The 16,502-nt window shown below is 73.0% G+C and carries 15 protein-coding genes; 8 read left to right on the forward strand and 7 right to left on the reverse strand.

What is annotated here, in order from left to right:
* The 6 genes from CHF16_RS34810 to CHF16_RS34835 form a co-directional block, all read left to right on the forward strand.
* Nucleotides 1-1,910: RHS repeat domain-containing protein (locus CHF16_RS34810; RefSeq protein ID WP_143228238.1), on the forward strand; the 1,910-nt coding region annotated here is incomplete at its 5' end.
* Nucleotides 1,911-1,933: 23 nt separating this feature from the next.
* On the forward strand, nucleotides 1,934-2,335 hold the full coding sequence (locus tag CHF16_RS34815; RefSeq protein WP_089330439.1) for a hypothetical protein: 402 nt from the start codon (nucleotides 1,934-1,936) through the stop codon (nucleotides 2,333-2,335).
* Nucleotides 2,336-2,395: 60 nt separating this feature from the next.
* On the forward strand, nucleotides 2,396-2,848 hold the full coding sequence (locus CHF16_RS34820) for a hypothetical protein (RefSeq protein ID WP_143228239.1): 453 nt from the start codon (nucleotides 2,396-2,398) through the stop codon (nucleotides 2,846-2,848).
* 73 nt (nucleotides 2,849-2,921) lie between these two features.
* Nucleotides 2,922-3,722 (forward strand): SAM-dependent methyltransferase, encoded by an 801-nt coding sequence (locus tag CHF16_RS34825; protein ID WP_218826985.1) that lies wholly within the window; start codon nucleotides 2,922-2,924, stop codon nucleotides 3,720-3,722.
* Between the two features lie 107 nt (nucleotides 3,723-3,829).
* Nucleotides 3,830-4,441, forward strand: a complete 612-nt coding sequence (locus CHF16_RS34830; RefSeq protein WP_089330441.1) for a hypothetical protein — start codon at nucleotides 3,830-3,832, stop codon at nucleotides 4,439-4,441.
* 75 nt (nucleotides 4,442-4,516) lie between these two features.
* Nucleotides 4,517-5,581 (forward strand): alpha/beta hydrolase, encoded by a 1,065-nt coding sequence (locus CHF16_RS34835; RefSeq protein WP_218826986.1) that lies wholly within the window; start codon nucleotides 4,517-4,519, stop codon nucleotides 5,579-5,581.
* Here the strand turns inward: CHF16_RS34835 and CHF16_RS34840 are convergent.
* The 5 genes from CHF16_RS34840 to CHF16_RS34860 form a co-directional block, all read right to left on the reverse strand.
* Nucleotides 5,578-7,005, reverse strand: a complete 1,428-nt coding sequence (locus CHF16_RS34840; RefSeq protein ID WP_089330442.1) for an aldehyde dehydrogenase family protein — start codon at nucleotides 7,003-7,005, stop codon at nucleotides 5,578-5,580. The two genes, CHF16_RS34835 and CHF16_RS34840, sit on opposite strands and share 4 nt — an antisense overlap.
* Nucleotides 7,006-7,009: 4 nt before the next feature.
* Nucleotides 7,010-8,515, reverse strand: coding sequence for a PucR family transcriptional regulator (locus CHF16_RS34845; protein WP_089330443.1), 1,506 nt, complete (start codon nucleotides 8,513-8,515; stop codon nucleotides 7,010-7,012).
* A gap of 79 nt (nucleotides 8,516-8,594) precedes the next feature.
* A complete protein-coding gene (locus CHF16_RS34850; protein WP_089330444.1) occupies nucleotides 8,595-9,581 on the reverse strand; it encodes an LLM class flavin-dependent oxidoreductase in 987 nt (328 codons plus the stop codon).
* A gap of 64 nt (nucleotides 9,582-9,645) precedes the next feature.
* Complete coding sequence (locus tag CHF16_RS34855) at nucleotides 9,646-9,951, reverse strand: hypothetical protein (RefSeq protein WP_089330445.1); 306 nt, start codon at nucleotides 9,949-9,951, stop codon at nucleotides 9,646-9,648.
* A 105-nt stretch (nucleotides 9,952-10,056) separates the two neighbouring features.
* Nucleotides 10,057-11,745, reverse strand: a complete 1,689-nt coding sequence (locus tag CHF16_RS34860; RefSeq protein ID WP_089330446.1) for an ExeM/NucH family extracellular endonuclease — start codon at nucleotides 11,743-11,745, stop codon at nucleotides 10,057-10,059.
* A 174-nt stretch (nucleotides 11,746-11,919) separates the two neighbouring features.
* Here CHF16_RS34860 and CHF16_RS34865 point away from each other — a divergent pair, with 174 nt between their 5' ends.
* Complete coding sequence (locus tag CHF16_RS34865; protein ID WP_179271850.1) at nucleotides 11,920-12,741, forward strand: IPT/TIG domain-containing protein; 822 nt, start codon at nucleotides 11,920-11,922, stop codon at nucleotides 12,739-12,741.
* A 33-nt stretch (nucleotides 12,742-12,774) separates the two neighbouring features.
* Here the strand turns inward: CHF16_RS34865 and CHF16_RS34870 are convergent, their stop codons facing one another.
* Nucleotides 12,775-14,226, reverse strand: a complete 1,452-nt coding sequence (locus CHF16_RS34870) for a carbon-nitrogen hydrolase family protein (protein WP_143228240.1) — start codon at nucleotides 14,224-14,226, stop codon at nucleotides 12,775-12,777.
* 172 nt (nucleotides 14,227-14,398) lie between these two features.
* Here CHF16_RS34870 and CHF16_RS34875 point away from each other — a divergent pair, with 172 nt between their 5' ends.
* Nucleotides 14,399-15,097, forward strand: coding sequence for a hypothetical protein (locus CHF16_RS34875; protein ID WP_089330449.1), 699 nt, complete (start codon nucleotides 14,399-14,401; stop codon nucleotides 15,095-15,097).
* Between the two features lie 38 nt (nucleotides 15,098-15,135).
* Here the strand turns inward: CHF16_RS34875 and CHF16_RS34880 are convergent, their stop codons facing one another.
* Nucleotides 15,136-16,356: an MFS transporter gene (locus CHF16_RS34880; protein WP_089330450.1), complete on the reverse strand. Its 1,221-nt coding sequence runs from the start codon at nucleotides 16,354-16,356 to the stop codon at nucleotides 15,136-15,138.
* Nucleotides 16,357-16,502: the final 146 nt, after the last annotated feature.

Below are 16,502 nucleotides of genomic sequence, written 5' to 3' on the forward strand. Positions count from 1 at the left end.
AGTACGGCACCCAGCGCCTGGACACCGCCAAGACCTTCCGCGAGGGCATCGACGGCAACGACCGCTTCGCCACCTACCACTACACCGACTCCGGCGCCATCACCTCCATCACCGACGACTCCCGCGACGGCGTCGACAACCAGTGCTTCACCTACGACCACCTCCAGCGCCTCACCCACGCCTGGACCCAAAGCACCACCGACCCCTGCGCCACCCAGCCCACCGCCTCACTGATCGGCGGCCCCGCCCCGTACTGGCAGTCCTTCACCTACGACAAGGCCGGCAACCGCACCAGCGAAATCCAGCACGGCATCGGCGGCACCGCCGACACCACCCGCACCTACACCTACGCACCCGCCGGCCAAGGCAACCGCCTCACCCAGGTCACCCAGACCGGCCCCGCAGGCAACCGCACCGACACCTACGGCTACGACGCCACCGGCAACACCACCACCGTCCAGACCGCCGATGGCAGTCCCTCCACCGCGACCCAAACCTTCGACTGGGGCACCGAAGGCGAGCTGGCCAAGGTCACAGAGAACGGCAACGACGAAACCTACATCTACGACGCCGACGGCAACCGCCTCATCCGCAAGGACCCCGCCGGCACCACCCTCTACCTGCCCGGCGGCACCGAACTGCGCGCCCTCAGCGGCGCCTCCACCGCCACCGGCACCCGCTATTACGATTTCGCCGGACAGACCGTCGCCATGCGCAGCTCCGACGGAGCCCTCACCTACCTGTCCGCCGACCACCAGGGCACCAGTCAGGTAGCCGTCGACGCCACGGCACAGACAAGTACAATCCGCCGCTTCACTCCCTTCGGCTCCATCCGCGGTCTCGACGAGGACGCCACCTGGCCCAACGACAAGGGCTTCGTCGGCGGCACCCAAGACCCCACCGGCCTCACCCACCTCGGCGCCCGCCAATACGACCCCGACACCGGCCGCTTCATCTCCGTCGACCCGCTCATGGACCAGGCCGACCCCCAGCAGATGAACGGCTACACCTACGCCAACAACTCTCCCGTCACCAACGCCGACGCCGACGGCAACATGTGCTACCGCACACCCGACGGCACCGAATGCTTCAACGGAGACGGAGTCGACCGCCGACCCACCAAGAACGGTTACGAGGTTCATTCGAGAAATGGGAATGTATACTCATCGAATGGTGGGCACCGGATCAACCGGCGGCGGTCGAGCGGTGGTGGCGGCGGCATCTGCCAGGCACTTCCGACGCTCTGCCGGATCCTGAATCCGCCGCGGCCCAAGCTGCCGGACATGCCGCCGGGGCTCCAGGCTCTCGCATGCGGGGTGTTCGGTGGCGCCTGCCCACCGGCTCCGAAACCGAAGGTGAAGATCCCTCCCGTGTTCTGCAAGCTCTTGCCGGTATGCGATGACGGCAAGACGGAAGAGCAGAAGAAGCTCGAGACCATCATTCGTTACCTGACGCCGAGTACACCGGGTCCAGAGGTCGTTCCTCAGCCTGATCGCCGGAACTTCTTCCAGAAGGCATGGCGCCCAGTGGCCATCGGCGCGGTGGCGGTCGTTGTGACGGTCGGGGTCACAGCCTGTACCGCGGCGACCGCGGGAGTTTGCGCCGGCGCGGGAGGCGTCATTCTGAGCAGCGCGATGGGCGCCGGAGGAGGACTTGCCACGACCTGGCTGGGCGACTCCGATGGAAACGCCACCTGGCAGGAGTACGCGACGAATGCGGCGATCGGCGGGGTGCCCTTCGGTGCAGGGGCAGGCCAAGCTAAGTTGCAGGTGGCCGGCAATGTATCCCGGTACCGTGACTTCGTCGACGCGCTCCGTTTCCTTGAACGGGGTACGGCCGGCGGTGGCAAGCGGCCGCCGAAACCTGAAGTGGTGAACCATATGGGGTTCGGCACCAAGTACGCGCCGTAGGCGAGGCTCAGGGGAGAGAACGGATGCGAGCGTTCCTGTTGATCGTCGGCATGGTCCTCGTCATCGCCCTCATCGCGGTCGGTGCCGTGCTGTATCCGTCTCCCGGGTTCTTCGGCTGGGCGCTTGCCGTGGTCGTGCTGGGTACGGCGCTGGAGTTCGAGCTTCGCCGTCGCGATATGCACCGTCCCGGGGCATCCGCGCGGCGGGAGACGCTGGGACAGGTGCTGAAGAGCGGGTCGTTCCTTCGGTTCTATCCACCACTGCCGGTGGCGATCGCGCTCGTGGCGATGGCGGTCGCGGCCAACACGGGTCCGCCGGGCCTCATCCTGGTCCCGCCCGCCATCGTCATGATGGTGTCGACGGCCCGGCAGCGGAGGGCTGCCGCGAAGGACACCGCCGACCGGCGGCGAGGGCGGGGCGGCTGATGCGCGGTGCCACCGTCGCGCCGGGACCAGACGCGGATCCACTCCGGGAGCTTCAGCGGGATGGCGAAGATGCCGCTCTCCGCCTGTTTGGCAGGAGAATCCGTGGATGATGCCGAGGCGTCGACCGAGCCGCTGTCGTGGTGGGTCGCGGTGATCTGTTTCGGCATGTGCTTCATCGGATTCCTCGGCCGCTTCGCGTATCGTAAGAAAGGCCGTCTCGCGGAGACCTGGCTGCGCTACCACTACTTCAATGAGAATCTGTCACCGGTGATCAGGTATGCGCCGCTGAACTTCGTGCCCACGGCCAGTATCTTCGCCTTGTGGGGGGCGGTGGCGGTGTTGAGCCACCTTCCCGACAACGACATCACCGATTACGCGATCGGCATCCTTGCGATCCTCTCGGCGATCGCCGCCGCCGTCGCCGTCAAGCGCCATCTGAGTGGATATCCGGACGAGGTCAAACCGCAATGGCTGCTTGAGGAGGAGCGTAGGCGTGGTATTGGCGCCGGGTGATCCGAACGGGCCGTGGGGGCCGGGCGGGATCCGCTAGGTTTGCCGGAAAAGCGACGATCCGGAGGTGCCCGCCGTGGGTGAGAAGCCGCAGATCGACACGAGCGTTCCGCATTCGGCGCGGGTGTGGAACTACCTGCTCGGCGGAAAGGACAACTACGAGGTCGACCAGCAGGCGGCCGAGCAGTTCCGCGCCATGTTCCCGCAGATCACCGATGTGGCCCGCGCCGACCGGGCGTTCCTCGGGCGGTCCGTCCGGTACCTGGCGGGCGAGGCCGGGGTGCGGCAGTTCCTCGACATCGGCACCGGGCTGCCGACCATGGACAACACCCACGAGGTCGCCCAGCGCGTGGCCCCGGACGCGCGGATCGTCTATGTGGACAACGACCCCTTGGTGCTGACACACGCGAGGGCGCTGCTCAGCAGCAGCCCGCAGGGCGCCTGCGACTACATCCACGCCGACCTGCGCGAGCCGGGCGACATCCTGGAGAAGGCCGCCGCGACGCTCGACTTCGGCAAGCCGGTCGCGATCATGCTGCTGGGGATCATGCACTTCATCCACGACGACGATGAGGCCCGGCGGCTGCTCGGGGTGCTGCTGGACGCCGTCCCGTCCGGGAGCCATGTGGCCATGACGCACTCCACCCTCGACTTCGACGAGGGGGAGACGGCCCAGGCGGAGGCCCAGGACGACTGGAACGAGAAGTCGGCCAACCCGATGGTGCCGCGCACGCGCGCGGCCATCACCCGGTTCTTCGACGGCCTGGAGCTTCTGGAGCCGGGCGTGGTGTCCATGTCGCGCTGGAGGCCCGAGCACACGCCGTGGGGCGAGCCCGAGGAGGTGCCGGGGTACGCGGCCGTGGCCCGCAAGCCCTGATTCACCCGCGCGGGGGAGGCGGATCGCGCCGGAGGGGGATCGGTGCGGGCGGTCGCGGCTGTGACCGTGGTGTTCCGGAATTGGGAGCGCCATGAGAGGAGACCGCGATGACGGTCATGACGACATCGCCCGCCGTGCGGGTGCGGGACGGGTGGCGGAGCGCGCACGACGCGGTCGACGGGGTGCCGCGGTGGGCGCGGATCGCCGCGCTGGCCGTCCCGTTCACCGTGCTGCCCGCCGGGCTGTGGCGGATCGCGGTGTTCGCGCTGCACCTGCCGATCATCGACGGGGACGGCATGGGCCCCGGCGACGCGCAGGGCGACCTCCCGGGCTGGATGCCCATGGAGGCGTACGTGGTGGTGCTGTCGCTGGTGTCCGAGCTGGTCGCCTTCACCGCCGTGGGGCTGATCGCGCGGTGGGGCGAGGTCTTCCCCGGGTGGGTGCCGTTCCTGCGCGGACGGCGGGTGCCGGTGATGGCCGCGGTGATCCCCGCGTCGCTCGGCGCGGCGGTGCTGACGGTGATGTGGACGCTGTCGGTGGTCAACTGCCTCGTCTTCCAGAAGACCATCCAGGGGCGTCCGCTGCCGGACGGCTTCCCCATCCACTTCCACAGCTGGGAGGGGGCGCTCGGTGCGCTCGCCTACGCGCCGCTGGTCGCGTGGGGGCCGCTGCTCGCCGCCGTCACCGTCGCGTACTACCGGCGACGCGCCGTCGCCTGAAAGGCGGACGCGCCCTCGCCCAGGGGGAACGCGCCCGAGTACGGTGTGCGGCATCCCCCAGGGTTGGAGGTTCGTGTGGCGTCGTTGGTGGAGCTGGTGCCGCCGTCGGTGACCGGGCTGATGCTGCGAGGCGTCTTCGCGTTGCCGGATCCCGTGAAGCGGCTGATCGTCGGGGCGCCGGTGCGCCGGGACGGGCAGGAGCTGTCGCTCGACGCGCAGCTGCTGCTGACGATGATGCGGCTGGAGGGTGAGCGGCGCCTGGCCGGCGGGTCCGTCGCGGACAACCGGGCGGGCCTCGCCCGGTTGAAGGTGCTGCTGCCCGGGATGCCCGCCCGTCCGGTGGTCACGCGCGCGGTCGACGCGGGCGGTGTGGAGTCCCGGCTGTACACGCCGAAGGCGCTCCCGGACGGGTCGCCGCTGCTCGTCTTCTACCACGGCGGCGGCTGGGTCCTCGGCGACCTCGAGACCCACGACACCGTCTGCCGGTACCTGGCGGTCCACGCCGAGGTGCGGGTGCTGTCCGTGGACTACCGGCTCGCCCCCGAGCACCCCTACCCGGCGGCGGCGGACGACGCGCTGACCGCCTACGCGTACGCCGTCGAGCACGCCGTCGAGCACGCCGCCGAGCTCGGCGCCGACCCCGCGGCGATCGCGGTCGGCGGCGACAGCGCGGGCGGCAACCTCGCAGCGGTCGTCGGGCTGCTCGCCGAGCGCACCCCGGACTTCGCGCTGCTGTTCTACCCGGCGACCGACCTGTCCGCCCGGCGGCGGTCGCGGGACCTGTTCGCGGAGGGGTTCTACCTCACCGACGCCGACATGACGTGGTTCGGCGACCACTACTGCCCGGAGGAGGAGCGCCGCGCCGAGGTGAAGGCGTCGCCGCTGCTCGCCGAGGACCTCGGCGGGTTCCCGCCCGCCTACATCGCGACCGCCGGGTTCGACCCGCTGCGGGACGAGGGCGAGGAGTTCGCGAAGCGGCTGGAGAAGGACGGGGTCCGGGTGGCGCTGCGCCGCCAGGACGACCTCATCCACGGGTTCGCCAACACCTGGTCGCTGGGCGGGCGGGCCCGGGAGGCGCTGTCGGAGGCCGCCGGGGCCCTGCGCACCGGCCTGTACGCGGGGCCCCGGGGCGGAAGCTAGAGGGGCAGGCCCGTCAGGATCATGACCTTCTCCTCGGTGTAGTCGGCCATCGCCGACCGCAGGCCCTCCCGGCCGACGCCGGAGTCCTTCACGCCGCCGTACGGCATCTGGTCGGCGCGGTAGGACGGCACGTCGCCGATCACGACGCCGCCGACGTCGAGCTCGCGGTGCGCGCGGAACGCGATGTCGAGGCTGCGCGTGAACACGCCCGCCTGGAGGCCGAACTTGGAGTCGTTGACGAGCGCGAACGCCTCGTCGGCGCCGTCCACCGGCTGGACGAACATGACCGGGCCGAAGACCTCCTCGCGGGACACCTTGGCGTCGGCGGGGACGTCGGCGAGGACGGTCGGGGCGTAGGCGGCGCCCTCCCGGGTGCCGCCGGTCAGCACCTTCGCGCCCGCCGCGACGGCCTCGTCCACCCAGGACTCGACGCGCTGGGCGGCCTCCTCGCTGACGAGCGGGCCGACCTGCGTCTTGTCGTCCCACGGGTCGCCGGTGACGAGGGAGGCGACGGTGTCGACGAGCTTCGGCACGAACGCGTCGTAGACCGAGCGGTCGACGTAGACGCGCTGGACGGCGATGCAGCTCTGCCCGGCCTGGTAGTTGGCGAACAGGCCGATGCGCTGGGCGGCCCAGTCGAGGTCGGCGTCCGGCAGCACGACGGCCGCGCCGTTGCCGCCGAGTTCGAGGGTGACGTGCTTGCGCGGCGCCCGGTCGTTGATCGCCCAGCCGACGGGGACCGAGCCGGTGAACGACACGATCGGCAGCCGCGGGTCGTCGACCAGGTCGGACGCGCGGTCGTTCGGCACCGGGAGGATCGAGAACATCCCGGCGGGCAGGTCCGTCTCGGCGAGCAGCTCGCCGAGCAGCAGCGCCGACAGCGGCGTGGCGGGCGCCGGCTTCAGCACGATCGGCGCGCCCGCCGCGATCGCCGGGGCGATCTTGTGCGCGGCGAGGTTCAGCGGGAAGTTGAACGGCGAGATGCCGAGCACCGGACCGCGCGGCACGCGGGTGATGTAGGCCATCCGGCCCTCGGCGGCCGGGTCGGTGTCGAGCCGCTGGGTGGTGGCGCTGAAGCGGCGAGCCTCCTCGGCGGCGAACCGGAACGTGGAGATCGCGCGGGTCACCTCGCCGCGCGCCCACAGCAGCGGCTTGCCGTTCTCGCCGGTGATCAGCCGGGCGATCTCCTCGGCCCGCTCGGCGAGCCGCGCGGACACGTGCGCGAGCGCCTCGGCCCGCACGTGCAGCGGCAGCGCGGCCGCCTCCCGGCGGACGGCGTCCGCGGCGGCGATCGCCTCCTCCACCTGCGCGGGCGTCGGGACGGCCGCCGTCCCGACCACGCGGCCGTCGTAGGGATGTGTGACGGTCAGCTCGCCGTCACCGGTCTCGGGCCGGCCGGCCAGCCAGAATGGGGTCGCGTTCATGCGTTCACGCTATCTCCGCGGGCCCCGAATGGGAGTCTCCGCGATGTCCAATCCGGTCGCCTCGGCTGGACATCACGGCGAGCGCGATCCACAGTTCGGCGCGGACGCCCGGGTCGTCCGGGTCGCGGCCCAGAACATCGGCCGCCTTGCGCATGCGCGCCCGGAGGGTGTGCCGGTGGACGCCCAGCGCGCGCGCCGCCGCCTCACCCTGCCCGTTGGCCTCGACATAGGCCCGTACGGTCTCCACCAGATCCTCCTTGCGCAGCGGCGCGAGGAGCGTGTCGGCGAAGGTGCGGGCGAGGGCCGGGTCCAGGAGGCCGATGACGCCCTGCCCGGGAAGGTCGGCGTAGTGGAGCACGTCCTTCCCGGTCTGCCGCGCCGCCGCCAGCGCCTCCTCGGCCTCCCGGAGGGCCGCCGCCGGATCCTCGGACGCCGGGGAGCTGACGCCGATCGGGCCGGTGCCGGCGAGGAGCGCCTCGACCGTGCCGGACAGCTCGTCCGGGACGACGACGGCGATGTGCCCGTCCAGCGGCACCGCCGGGCAGCGGGCCCCGGCCGGGTCGGACTCCAGCGCGTCCAGCACGGCGGTCCCGCCCGCGCAGGCCAGCACCCGCACCGGCCCGCGCGGCACCGCGGGCCCGTCGCCCGGCCGCCCGAGCAGCAGGGCGGCGACGGAGGCGCGCAGGTCGCGCCCGGTGCGCGGCCCCTCCGACTGGAGTGTGAGCAGGGCGACGGCCGCGCCGACGATCGTGTGCGCGGCGGGCTGCAAGGGCGTGCCGGTGCCCACCGCGAGGAACCCGCGCGGGCGCCCGCCGAGCCCGATCCGCTGCACGGCGATGTGGTCGCCGTGGTCCGACAGTGCGAGGCTCGCCGCCTGGCCGCCCTCCGCAGGGGCCCCGGCCCTGCCGCCCTTCGCGGGACGGCGCCGCAGCCGCGCCAGCTCGGGCGCGAGCGCGCCGGCCCGGTCGCGGGCGCCCGCCGGTTCGGCGTGCTCGACGGCCCCGGACGCGTCCAGCAGCAGCGCCCAGCCGCCGAGCAGCCGCGCCAGCCGGGTGACGACCGCGCCGGGGCCGGTGAGCGCCGCCCGGGTCAGCTCCCGCTGGCCCTGGTAGGCGCGGGTGACGTCCTCGTACCACTCGGCGGCGAGCATCCGCGACACCGCCTTGCCGACGGCGATGAACGGCGTCGGCCGCGGTACCTCCAGCAGGGCGAGCCCCTGGCCGCGGGCCTCCGCGATCAGCTCCGCCGGGACGGTCTCGTGGATCACCCCGACCGCGAACCCGAGCCCGGCGACGCCCCGCCCGACCAGCCGGGACACGTACCCGGCGGCGTTCGCCGGGGTCAGCCGCATGCCGGTGGTGAGGACGAGCTCGCCGCCCTCCAGGAACGGGGTCGGGTCCTCCAGCTCGCTGACCGCGACCCACACGACCGGCGCGTCCGGCAGCGGGCCGGTGCGCGACCGCAGGCCGAGCTGCGGGAGGGCGGCCACGGCGGCCAGCGTGGGCGGCATGTCGATCCCTGTGCAGAGTGTCTACCTCGCCGGACGGATCTTGCCGTCCCGTACGCTTCATCGTAGGCGGCGCCGGCCGTCAGGCCGCGAAGCTCTCCTTGTAGAGGTCGGCGACGATGTCGTACGACCGCAGCCGGTCGGCGTGGTCGAACACCTGCGTCACGACCATGACCTCGTCGACGCCGGTCCGCCCGATCAGCGCGTCGAGCTGCGCCCGGACGGTCTCCGGCGAGCCCATGACCTGGTCGGCGAGCCGCGCGTCGATCATCTGCCGCTCCAGCGGCGTGTACGGGTGCGCGGCCGTCTCCTCCGGCGTCGGCAGCGGCCCCGGGGCGCCCTGCCGCAGCCGCAGGAACGAGAGCGCCTGCGGCGCGGCCAGCTCCCGCGCCCGCTCGTCGGTGTCGGCGGCGGTGACCGACACGCCGATCATCGAGTACGGCTCCTCCAGCGCCCCCGGGCGGAACGAGTCGCGGTACAGCGCGAGCGCCGGGACGGTGTTCTCGGCGCTGAAGTGGTGCGCGAACGCGAACGGCAGCCCGAGCAGCCCGGCGAGGCGGGCGCTGTAGCCGCTGGAGCCGAGCAGCCAGATCGGCGGCTCGTTCCCGGCCGCCGGCGTCACCTTGCTCTCGGCGGCGAAGTAATCGCGCAGCTCGATGACCTGCTCGGGGAAGTCGTCCACCGACAGCGCCTCGGGGGAGCGGCGCAGTGCCAGCGCGGTGGCCTGGTCGGTGCCGGGGGCGCGGCCGAGGCCGAGGTCGATGCGCCCCGGGTAGAGCGCCTCCAGCGTCCCGAACTGCTCGGCGACCACCATCGGCGCGTGGTTCGGCAGCATGACGCCGCCCGACCCGACCCGCATCGTGGACGTGGCCGCCGCGACCTGCCCGATCAGCACGGCCGTCGCCGAGCTGGCGATGCCGGGCATCGCGTGGTGCTCGGCGAGCCAGTACCGGTGGTAGCCGAGCCGCTCGGCGTGCCGGGCCAGGTCGAGGGTGTTGCGCAGCGCCTGGCCGGACGTGGAGCCGCTGACGACGGGGGCGAGATCGAGGACGGAGAAGCGCACGGTCATACCGTGTGCCAACCCGCCGGGCGGCGGTCCTCTTCCCGGGGCCGCCACATGACCATGAGGGCGGCTACATGACCATGAGGGCGGCGACGAGGACGGCGGCCACCGACCCGAGCACGACGGGGGCGGCGATGCAGAGCCACGACCAGTTCACCAGCGCGCGGGCCCGCGCCGGGTCGTCGGCGAAGCGGGTCTCGGCGCGGGTGTAGAGGACCGCGGCGGCGACGGCGAGTGGGAAGAACACGAGCGTCGTCAAGGTGCCGAGGACGAAGGCGGCGACCTGCCCGAGCCGGGTGTACGTCCCGTCCGGGCCGATGCCGAAGGCGAGGACGGGGGCGGGAGAGGGGACGGCGAAGGGGGCGGTTGCGGTCATCTCAGCGCACCGATCACTAGAACTGTGATGCGGATCATACGCGTCGCGACCGCCGTAATCGAGAGGCCGGCCGCCCTTTTCCGGCGGCCGGCCTCCCGGTGCGCGTCAGCGCAGGTTCAGCCCCAGCAGGACGGGGTCGTGGTCGGACGCGCGGAACGCGTCCGGCCGGTAGAACCTCGCCGGGTTGTACTCGGTGTTGTAGTCGAGGAACACCGGCTCGTCGCTGTTGATGTGCCAGATCGTCGCGCCCGTCACGTGCCGCTCCAGGGACCGTCCGGCCAGCGCGTGGTCCAGCTCGCCCGACTGCCCGTCGAACACGTAGCTGTAGCGGTCGGACGGGCGGACGAAGCGCCGCGTCTGCGAGGCGAGCCCCGCGCCGGCGAGCACCTTCACCGGGTCCTCGGCCCCGTAGGCGTTGAGGTCGCCGACGACGAGCGGGTTCCGCACGCCCTCCGCCAGCTTCGCGATGGCCTTCGCCTGGGCGACGCGCCGGGCGTTGTAGCAGCCCTGGCCGTCGCCCTGGTCCTCGTCGGGGCCGGTGGCGCCGCCGCAGCCCTTCGACTTGAAGTGGTTCACGATCATCGTGAACGCCGTCCCGCCGGACGCCGGGCGGAACGTCTGGACGAGCGGCGGCCGGTCGAACACCGGGTCCTGCGACGACCGGGCCGCGCCGTCCGGCACGACCTTCGCCGGCTTGTAGATGAGCGCTACGTGGATCTCGTCCGTCCCGGGATAGGGGTGCCGGACCCACGCGTACGTCCCGGCCCCGGCCCGCTCGTTCAGCCGGTCGACGAGCGCCTTCACGGCGGTGTCGCCGTTGTTCTCGACCTCCATGAGGCCGACGACGTCGGCGTCCAGGCCGGTGAGCGCGGCGGTCAGCTTGGCGAGCTGCCGCTCCTGCTCCTCGGCGGTGTTCGCGCCGCGCCGGTTGAGCGTCGTGAACCAGTTGAGCGTGTTGAAACTGGCCACGCGCACGTCTCCGCCGACGTGCCCGGGCTTCTTGGGGGCCGGGTTGGTGTTGGCGAAGTGCGCCGTCTTCGTCGGTTCCAAGCGGTACTCGCCGAACCCGTAGTTGAGCACGCCGGTGAGCCCGTTCACCGAGTCGCCGATGCGCAGGACGCGCGGGTCGGTGTAGGGGATGGCGTCCGGGTTCTGGACGTTCGACCCGTCGTCGACGAGCAGCTTGCGCGCGTCGTTCTCGGCCTGGGTGGCGCCCTGGCCCTCGGTCGGCTGGAAGAGCCGGCCGCCCGCCGACACGGTGACCTCGCCGTACCGTCCGAGCTGGTAGACCTCGGTGGCGGTGAGCCGCTGCCCGAAGCGCAGCAGCATGCCCTCGTACCGCTCCAGCGTGGCGCCGCCCCGCAGGGGGAGGTCGACACGAGTGGGAGCGACCCGGCCGGTGCCGCACACGTCCACGACCGTGACCGGTGACAGTTCGGTCAGCCCGTTGTACTCGACGGCCTTGCCGGTGACGAGGACGCGGTCGCCGGGAGACACCTCCTGCGTGGAGTACACGAAGATCCCGTCGGAGGTGCGCGGGTCCCGGTCGGGCGCCGGGTCCTGCACGAAGAAGCCTTTGAGCTGGTCGGACCGCTGGAAGTCGGCGGTGACGACGCCCTCGACCCGGACGGTCTGTCCGGCGAGAGGGCTCGCGTCGCCGGGGCCCTGGACCTCGGCGATCCGGTGGTCGGCGGGAGTGCCGCAGGTGGACGGCTCCGCCGCGGCGGCCGCCGGCACGCCGGCGGTGAGGCCGGCGGCCACGGCGGTCGCGACTGCTGCTGCTGTTCGGCGCATGGCGGGAGAGTAGGGCGCGGCTCCCGCGCACCGGCGAACCGTTAATGAAGACTCCACCAATTTGCAATGGATTGTCGGAATCTTGGGCATCGCGCGACCCGCCCTTTGCGAAACGCCCCGGGCCTCCGGAGGGATAACCGGCTGAGCAGCCCCGCCGAACCCCCGAGGAGGGCCGTGACCGAAGCGTCCGCAGCGTCGGAGTCGCCGGGCGAGGGAGCCGCCCGGACCCGCGACATCGTCCTCGTCTTCGCCCTGCTGCTGATCATCACGGCGGTGCTGGTGGTCGTGCTCGTCCAGGCATGGCCCGCGGGCCCGCAGACCGGACCGGACGGGCGCACGGAGGTCACCCCGTCCGCCAAGACCGTCCATTTCCCGGGCTGGACGACGACCATGTCGCGGGAGACCAGCCTGTTCGTGATCGTGATGGCCGCCGGGGCCCTCGGCGGCATCGCGCACGTCCTCCGGTCGTTCTACTGGTACGCCGGGAACCGGGCGCTGCGCCGGAGCTGGCTGCTCATGTACCTGCTGCTCCCGATCGTCGGCGCGCTCTTCGGGCTCATCGTCTACCTCGTCGTGCGCGGCGGCCTGACCTCGCCGTTCGGCGGCGCGGGCGACATCAACCCGTACGGGATCGCGGCCATCGCCGCGCTCGTCGGCCAGTTCTCGCGCGAGACCGCCGAGAAGTTCCGGGACGTCTTCTCCACCCTGCTGGCGCCCGCGCCGCAGGGTCGCGACCACGCCTTCACCCCGGCCGTCACCGCGATCGAGCCGCTCAGCGGCCCGCCCGGAACGCGGGTCACGATCGCCGGATCGGGGCTGGGATCCGCGACGTTCGTCCGGTTCGGCACGGGCCGGGCCCCGGCGACGGACGTGACGGACACGCGCGTGGAGACGATCGTCCCGGACGGGGCCGCCTCGGGGCCGCTCATCGTGGTCACCCCGACCGGCGCGGCGGCGAGCTCGGAGACGTTCACGGTCGAGCCCGCGCCCGGCTGACCGGGCGGGTGAGCGGGGCCCGGTGGGCGGGGGCTACTTCGCCTCGCGCCAGTGGTCGTGCCAGGCGTCGTAGGCGGCGCCGGGGAACACGCGGGGCAGCTCCGAGGTGGGCAGCCGGCCCAGTTCGGCGCCCGTCCGCGCGACGCCGAACTGCCGGTCGCCGGCGTAGGCGCTGCGGTCCAGGCTCTCGGGGCCGGCGACCAGGCAGGTGTAGCGGGGGCCGGGCAGGTCGGCGTCGGGGATCGCGGCGCCGACCGCGAGGCTGTTGGACACCGTCACCCAGGCGCCGAGCTCGGTGATCTGCCGCGCGGCGCCCTGGTCCTCCCAGCGGTGCTCCAGGATCGGCTTGGAGAAGATCGGGACGAGCAGGTGCGACACCCCGCACGCCAGCAGCTCCCGCTCCCAGCGGATCGAGCGGCCGAGGTCCTCGCAGATCAGCACGGCGAGTCGGCCGAGCGAGCAGTCGAGCACGCTGACCCTGCGGCCGGGCCGGATGTGCTCGGCGGCGGTGCCGTCGCCGGGCGCGTCCGGCAGCCGCCACAGCCTCCGCTGCGCCGCGTCGAGCGTGAAACCGGACAGCTTGTCCTGGACGAGCAGCTCCCGCCCGGTCCAGCGGTCGAGCAGGACGGCGCGGTTCGGCGGCGGGTCGCCGCCGCCGAGCGGCCCGGTGCCGAGCATGAGGAAGCGCAGCGGGCGCCGGTCCCGGTCGCGGCCGGCGGTGTCGAACGCGACCTCCTTCCAGTGCTCCAGCAGCGCGTCCGACAGCGACGCCTCCGGCATCACGGCGAGCTGCGCGCCGGACTCGTCCAGCCGCCGGATGATCGCCTTGATGCGGCTGCGCAGGCCGGAGGAGTCCATCGGGCGGAGCCGGTAGACGGTGCCGCCGTCCCGCTCGGCGAACTCGATCTCGACGTCGTCGTAGGTCTCCAGCACCGGCGCGCAGCCGACCGCGACCGGCTCGTCCCGGCTGAAGTGCGGGTCGTGCACCGCGGGCAGGACGCTGTGGTCGATCAGCTCCCACTCGGCCTGCGGGACGCGGTGGACGCCGAAGAACTCCGCCTTCGTCCGCAGCCCGCGCGGGCGGCCGGGGAAGGCGCAGCGGGGCAGCAGCGCGCCGGTCGTGCCGGGCCCGTTGAACCTGCCCTCGGTCAGGTAGTTGACGAGCACCCCGGCCAGCGCCGGGGCCTCGTGGTAGGGGGCGTACGGGCTGGCGTGGGCGAGCGCGATGTCGAGGCCGAGCAGGAGGGTGAAGCGCCCGAGGTCGCCGCGCTCGGCGACGATCCGCGCGGTGGCCGCGGGGTCGAGGGCGCCGTGCTCCAGCACGGTCTCGGCGATCTCGTTCGCGCGGCGCCGCACCCGCTCGTCCTCGTACCAGCGCGTCGCCGTCCAGCCTGCGAAGACGTCGTCGGGCATCGAGTCGTAGAGCTCGACGAAGAGATCAGCTGGGTCGGCCGGATACACGGCTGCGGCCCACTGATCCGTCATAAGCGCCCCCGGGGGGATTGACAGGCACGGTTACGGCTGGTGGCTCGATGGTAACTCTCCCGGAGCCCCGAGACCGTGTCGTCTGCAACAGAGACCCGCGTCACTTGACATTGACTTGGCATGGACGCACGCTGGAGGTGTCCGGCGATGCTCGTCGACCAAGGAGTGAGCCGTGCACACCACGACCGGCAACGACCCCGTCCCCGCGGCCCCCGGCGCCCCCGGGATCCGCGACCGCCGCACCGAGATCCGCCGCCTCATCGACGCGATGGAGCACGCGAAGATCATTAGTGACGGCCACTTCTCCGCGCTCGGCATGCTCATCACCGACGCCTCGCTGAGCGCCGACGAGCCGGCCCTGACCGAATGCCAGGACGGCCTGCAATGGCTGCACCGCCACTACCTCGACGTCGACCGCCTCGACGGCGCGCAGCGCGAGCAGCGCGGCCGCATCCTCGGGCTGATCGACGTCGTGCACTGGGCGCTGAAGCGGCTCCCGTCCGGCCTCCAGCTCGCGCTGCAGCCCGACGGGCACGCGGCGCGCTTCCTGGTCGCGGTGTCCCGGCGGCAGGGCCTGTCGAACCAGCAGCTCGCCGCCGAGCTGGGCACGGACGAGACCGAGATCAGCCGGGTCGGCCGCAAGCTGCTGTCGGCGGGCGTCGTGTGGCGGCGCAAGGAGTGGCGTCACAACGCCTGGGACCTCACCCCCAGGGGGCGCCACTATCTGGAGACCTCGGGCCTGCTGCGCGCCGGTTCGGCGTCGGAGCGGGCCGCCGAGCGGCCGAGACTGTCCCCGGACGCCGTCCCGCAGCGCAGCGAGGAGCCGCGCCAGGCGCCGCCTCCGGACCGTCCCCGCCCGGCCCGCGGGTGAGGCGGGGCACCCACCGCCGGGGCGGGGCTGCCGGACGGTCAGGTGCGGCGGGCCAGCGGCAGCGCGAGCAGCATCACGGCGGCCGTCAGCGCGAAGGCGACCGGGTAGCCGGTCTGCGCGACGGCGGCGCCGAAGGCGGCGCCGCCCACGCCCATCCCGCCGTCGTAGCCGGTGTTCCACAGCGCGCTGACCGTCCCGTAGGCGGACGCCGGCGCCCGCTCGTACATCATCGACAGGCTCGCGTTCTGCGTGACGCCGAAGCCCGCGCCGAACACGGCCATCGAGGCGAACACGGCGGCCGGGTGCGGGACGAGCACCAGCAGCGCCATGCCCGCCGCCGCCACGGCCAGCGCGGGCAGCAGCAGCCGGGACGCGCCGTGCCGGTCGCCGGCGCGGCCCGCCCACCAGCGCGCGGCGGTGGTCGCGGCCGGCTGGACGAACAGCGCCGCCGCCGCGACGCCCCCGTTCGGCACCGCCTCCGGCAGGAACGTGATCAGGATGCCCGCCGCCATCGCGGTCGCGGCGAACGCGGCGGCCGGGCGCAGCAGCGCCGGCGACCGCAGCCCCGCGACGATCCCCAGCGGCCGCCGCGGTGACCGCGACGCGTCGCCGCCGGGGGACGCCGAGGGCGCGCCGCCGCCGGGGGACGCCGGGGGCGCGGCGAGCCCGCGCGGGATGCCGGGGAGCACCGCGAGCGTGACGAGCGAGGCGGCCGCGCTCGCCAGGAACACCGGCTCATAGCCGATCCGGTCGGCGAGCCACACGCCGAGCGGCAGCGCGAGCACCGCCGGCGCCCCGGCGGTGATGCCGAACAGGCCGAGCGCCTCGCCGCGCCGCTCCGCCGGGGCGAGCGCCGCCACCAGCGCGTTCGGGACGACCACCGCCACGCCGAAGCCGAGCCCCCGCACCAGGCTCGCCGCGAGGACCATCGGCAGCCCGGACGACAGCGGCAGCGCGAGCGTCGGCAGCGCGAGCAGCAGCGTGCCCGCCCCGAACACCGCCCGGTACCCGAACCGGCCGAGCAGCCGGGGGAGGGCGAGTTCGGCGAGGACCGTCGTCAGCATCAGCGCCCCGGTGGCGAGGCCCGCGCCGGCCTGCCCGGCCCCGCCGTCCACCGCGTACATCGGCACGACCGACAGCAGCAGGAAGACGCCCGTCAGGCTGGTGACGGTCGCCGTGAACAGCAGCGCCAGCGGCCGGGTGACCAGGCGCGGGCGCGGCCCGCCGGTGCGCTCGGCACGCCGCAGTGACTCGCTCATGGACGCGACATTAGGTGACCGACCGGACAGTCCTGTTCTTGGGTTCGTTGCTAAGAACGGGCGCCGACCCTGTGACCGGAGTGCATTCCGCGCGCCGGACGTGATCGGCACAGTCGTCTGCATTCGGTTTCCAGCCCCGTCTCCTG

Source organism: Actinomadura meyerae (assembly GCF_900188445.1).
In the GTDB taxonomy this organism is placed as follows: Bacteria; Actinomycetota; Actinomycetes; order Streptosporangiales; family Streptosporangiaceae; genus Spirillospora; species Spirillospora meyerae.

Excerpts from the sequence above, each read along its gene's own strand:
- CHF16_RS34815 (WP_089330439.1), top strand. The coding sequence starts at position 1,934 with ATGCGAGCGTTCCTGTTGATCGTCGGCATGGTCCTCGTCATCGCCCTC.
- CHF16_RS34820 (WP_143228239.1), top strand. The coding sequence starts at position 2,396 with ATGGCGAAGATGCCGCTCTCCGCCTGTTTGGCAGGAGAATCCGTGGAT.
- CHF16_RS34830 (WP_089330441.1), top strand. The coding sequence starts at position 3,830 with ATGACGGTCATGACGACATCGCCCGCCGTGCGGGTGCGGGACGGGTGG.
- CHF16_RS34840 (WP_089330442.1), bottom strand. The coding sequence starts at position 7,005 with ATGAACGCGACCCCATTCTGGCTGGCCGGCCGGCCCGAGACCGGTGAC.
- CHF16_RS34845 (WP_089330443.1), bottom strand. The coding sequence starts at position 8,515 with ATGCCGCCCACGCTGGCCGCCGTGGCCGCCCTCCCGCAGCTCGGCCTG.
- CHF16_RS34850 (WP_089330444.1), bottom strand. The coding sequence starts at position 9,581 with ATGACCGTGCGCTTCTCCGTCCTCGATCTCGCCCCCGTCGTCAGCGGC.
- CHF16_RS34855 (WP_089330445.1), bottom strand. The coding sequence starts at position 9,951 with ATGACCGCAACCGCCCCCTTCGCCGTCCCCTCTCCCGCCCCCGTCCTC.
- CHF16_RS34860 (WP_089330446.1), bottom strand. The coding sequence starts at position 11,745 with ATGCGCCGAACAGCAGCAGCAGTCGCGACCGCCGTGGCCGCCGGCCTC.
- CHF16_RS34870 (WP_143228240.1), bottom strand. The coding sequence starts at position 14,226 with ATGACGGATCAGTGGGCCGCAGCCGTGTATCCGGCCGACCCAGCTGAT.
- CHF16_RS34880 (WP_089330450.1), bottom strand. The coding sequence starts at position 16,356 with ATGAGCGAGTCACTGCGGCGTGCCGAGCGCACCGGCGGGCCGCGCCCG.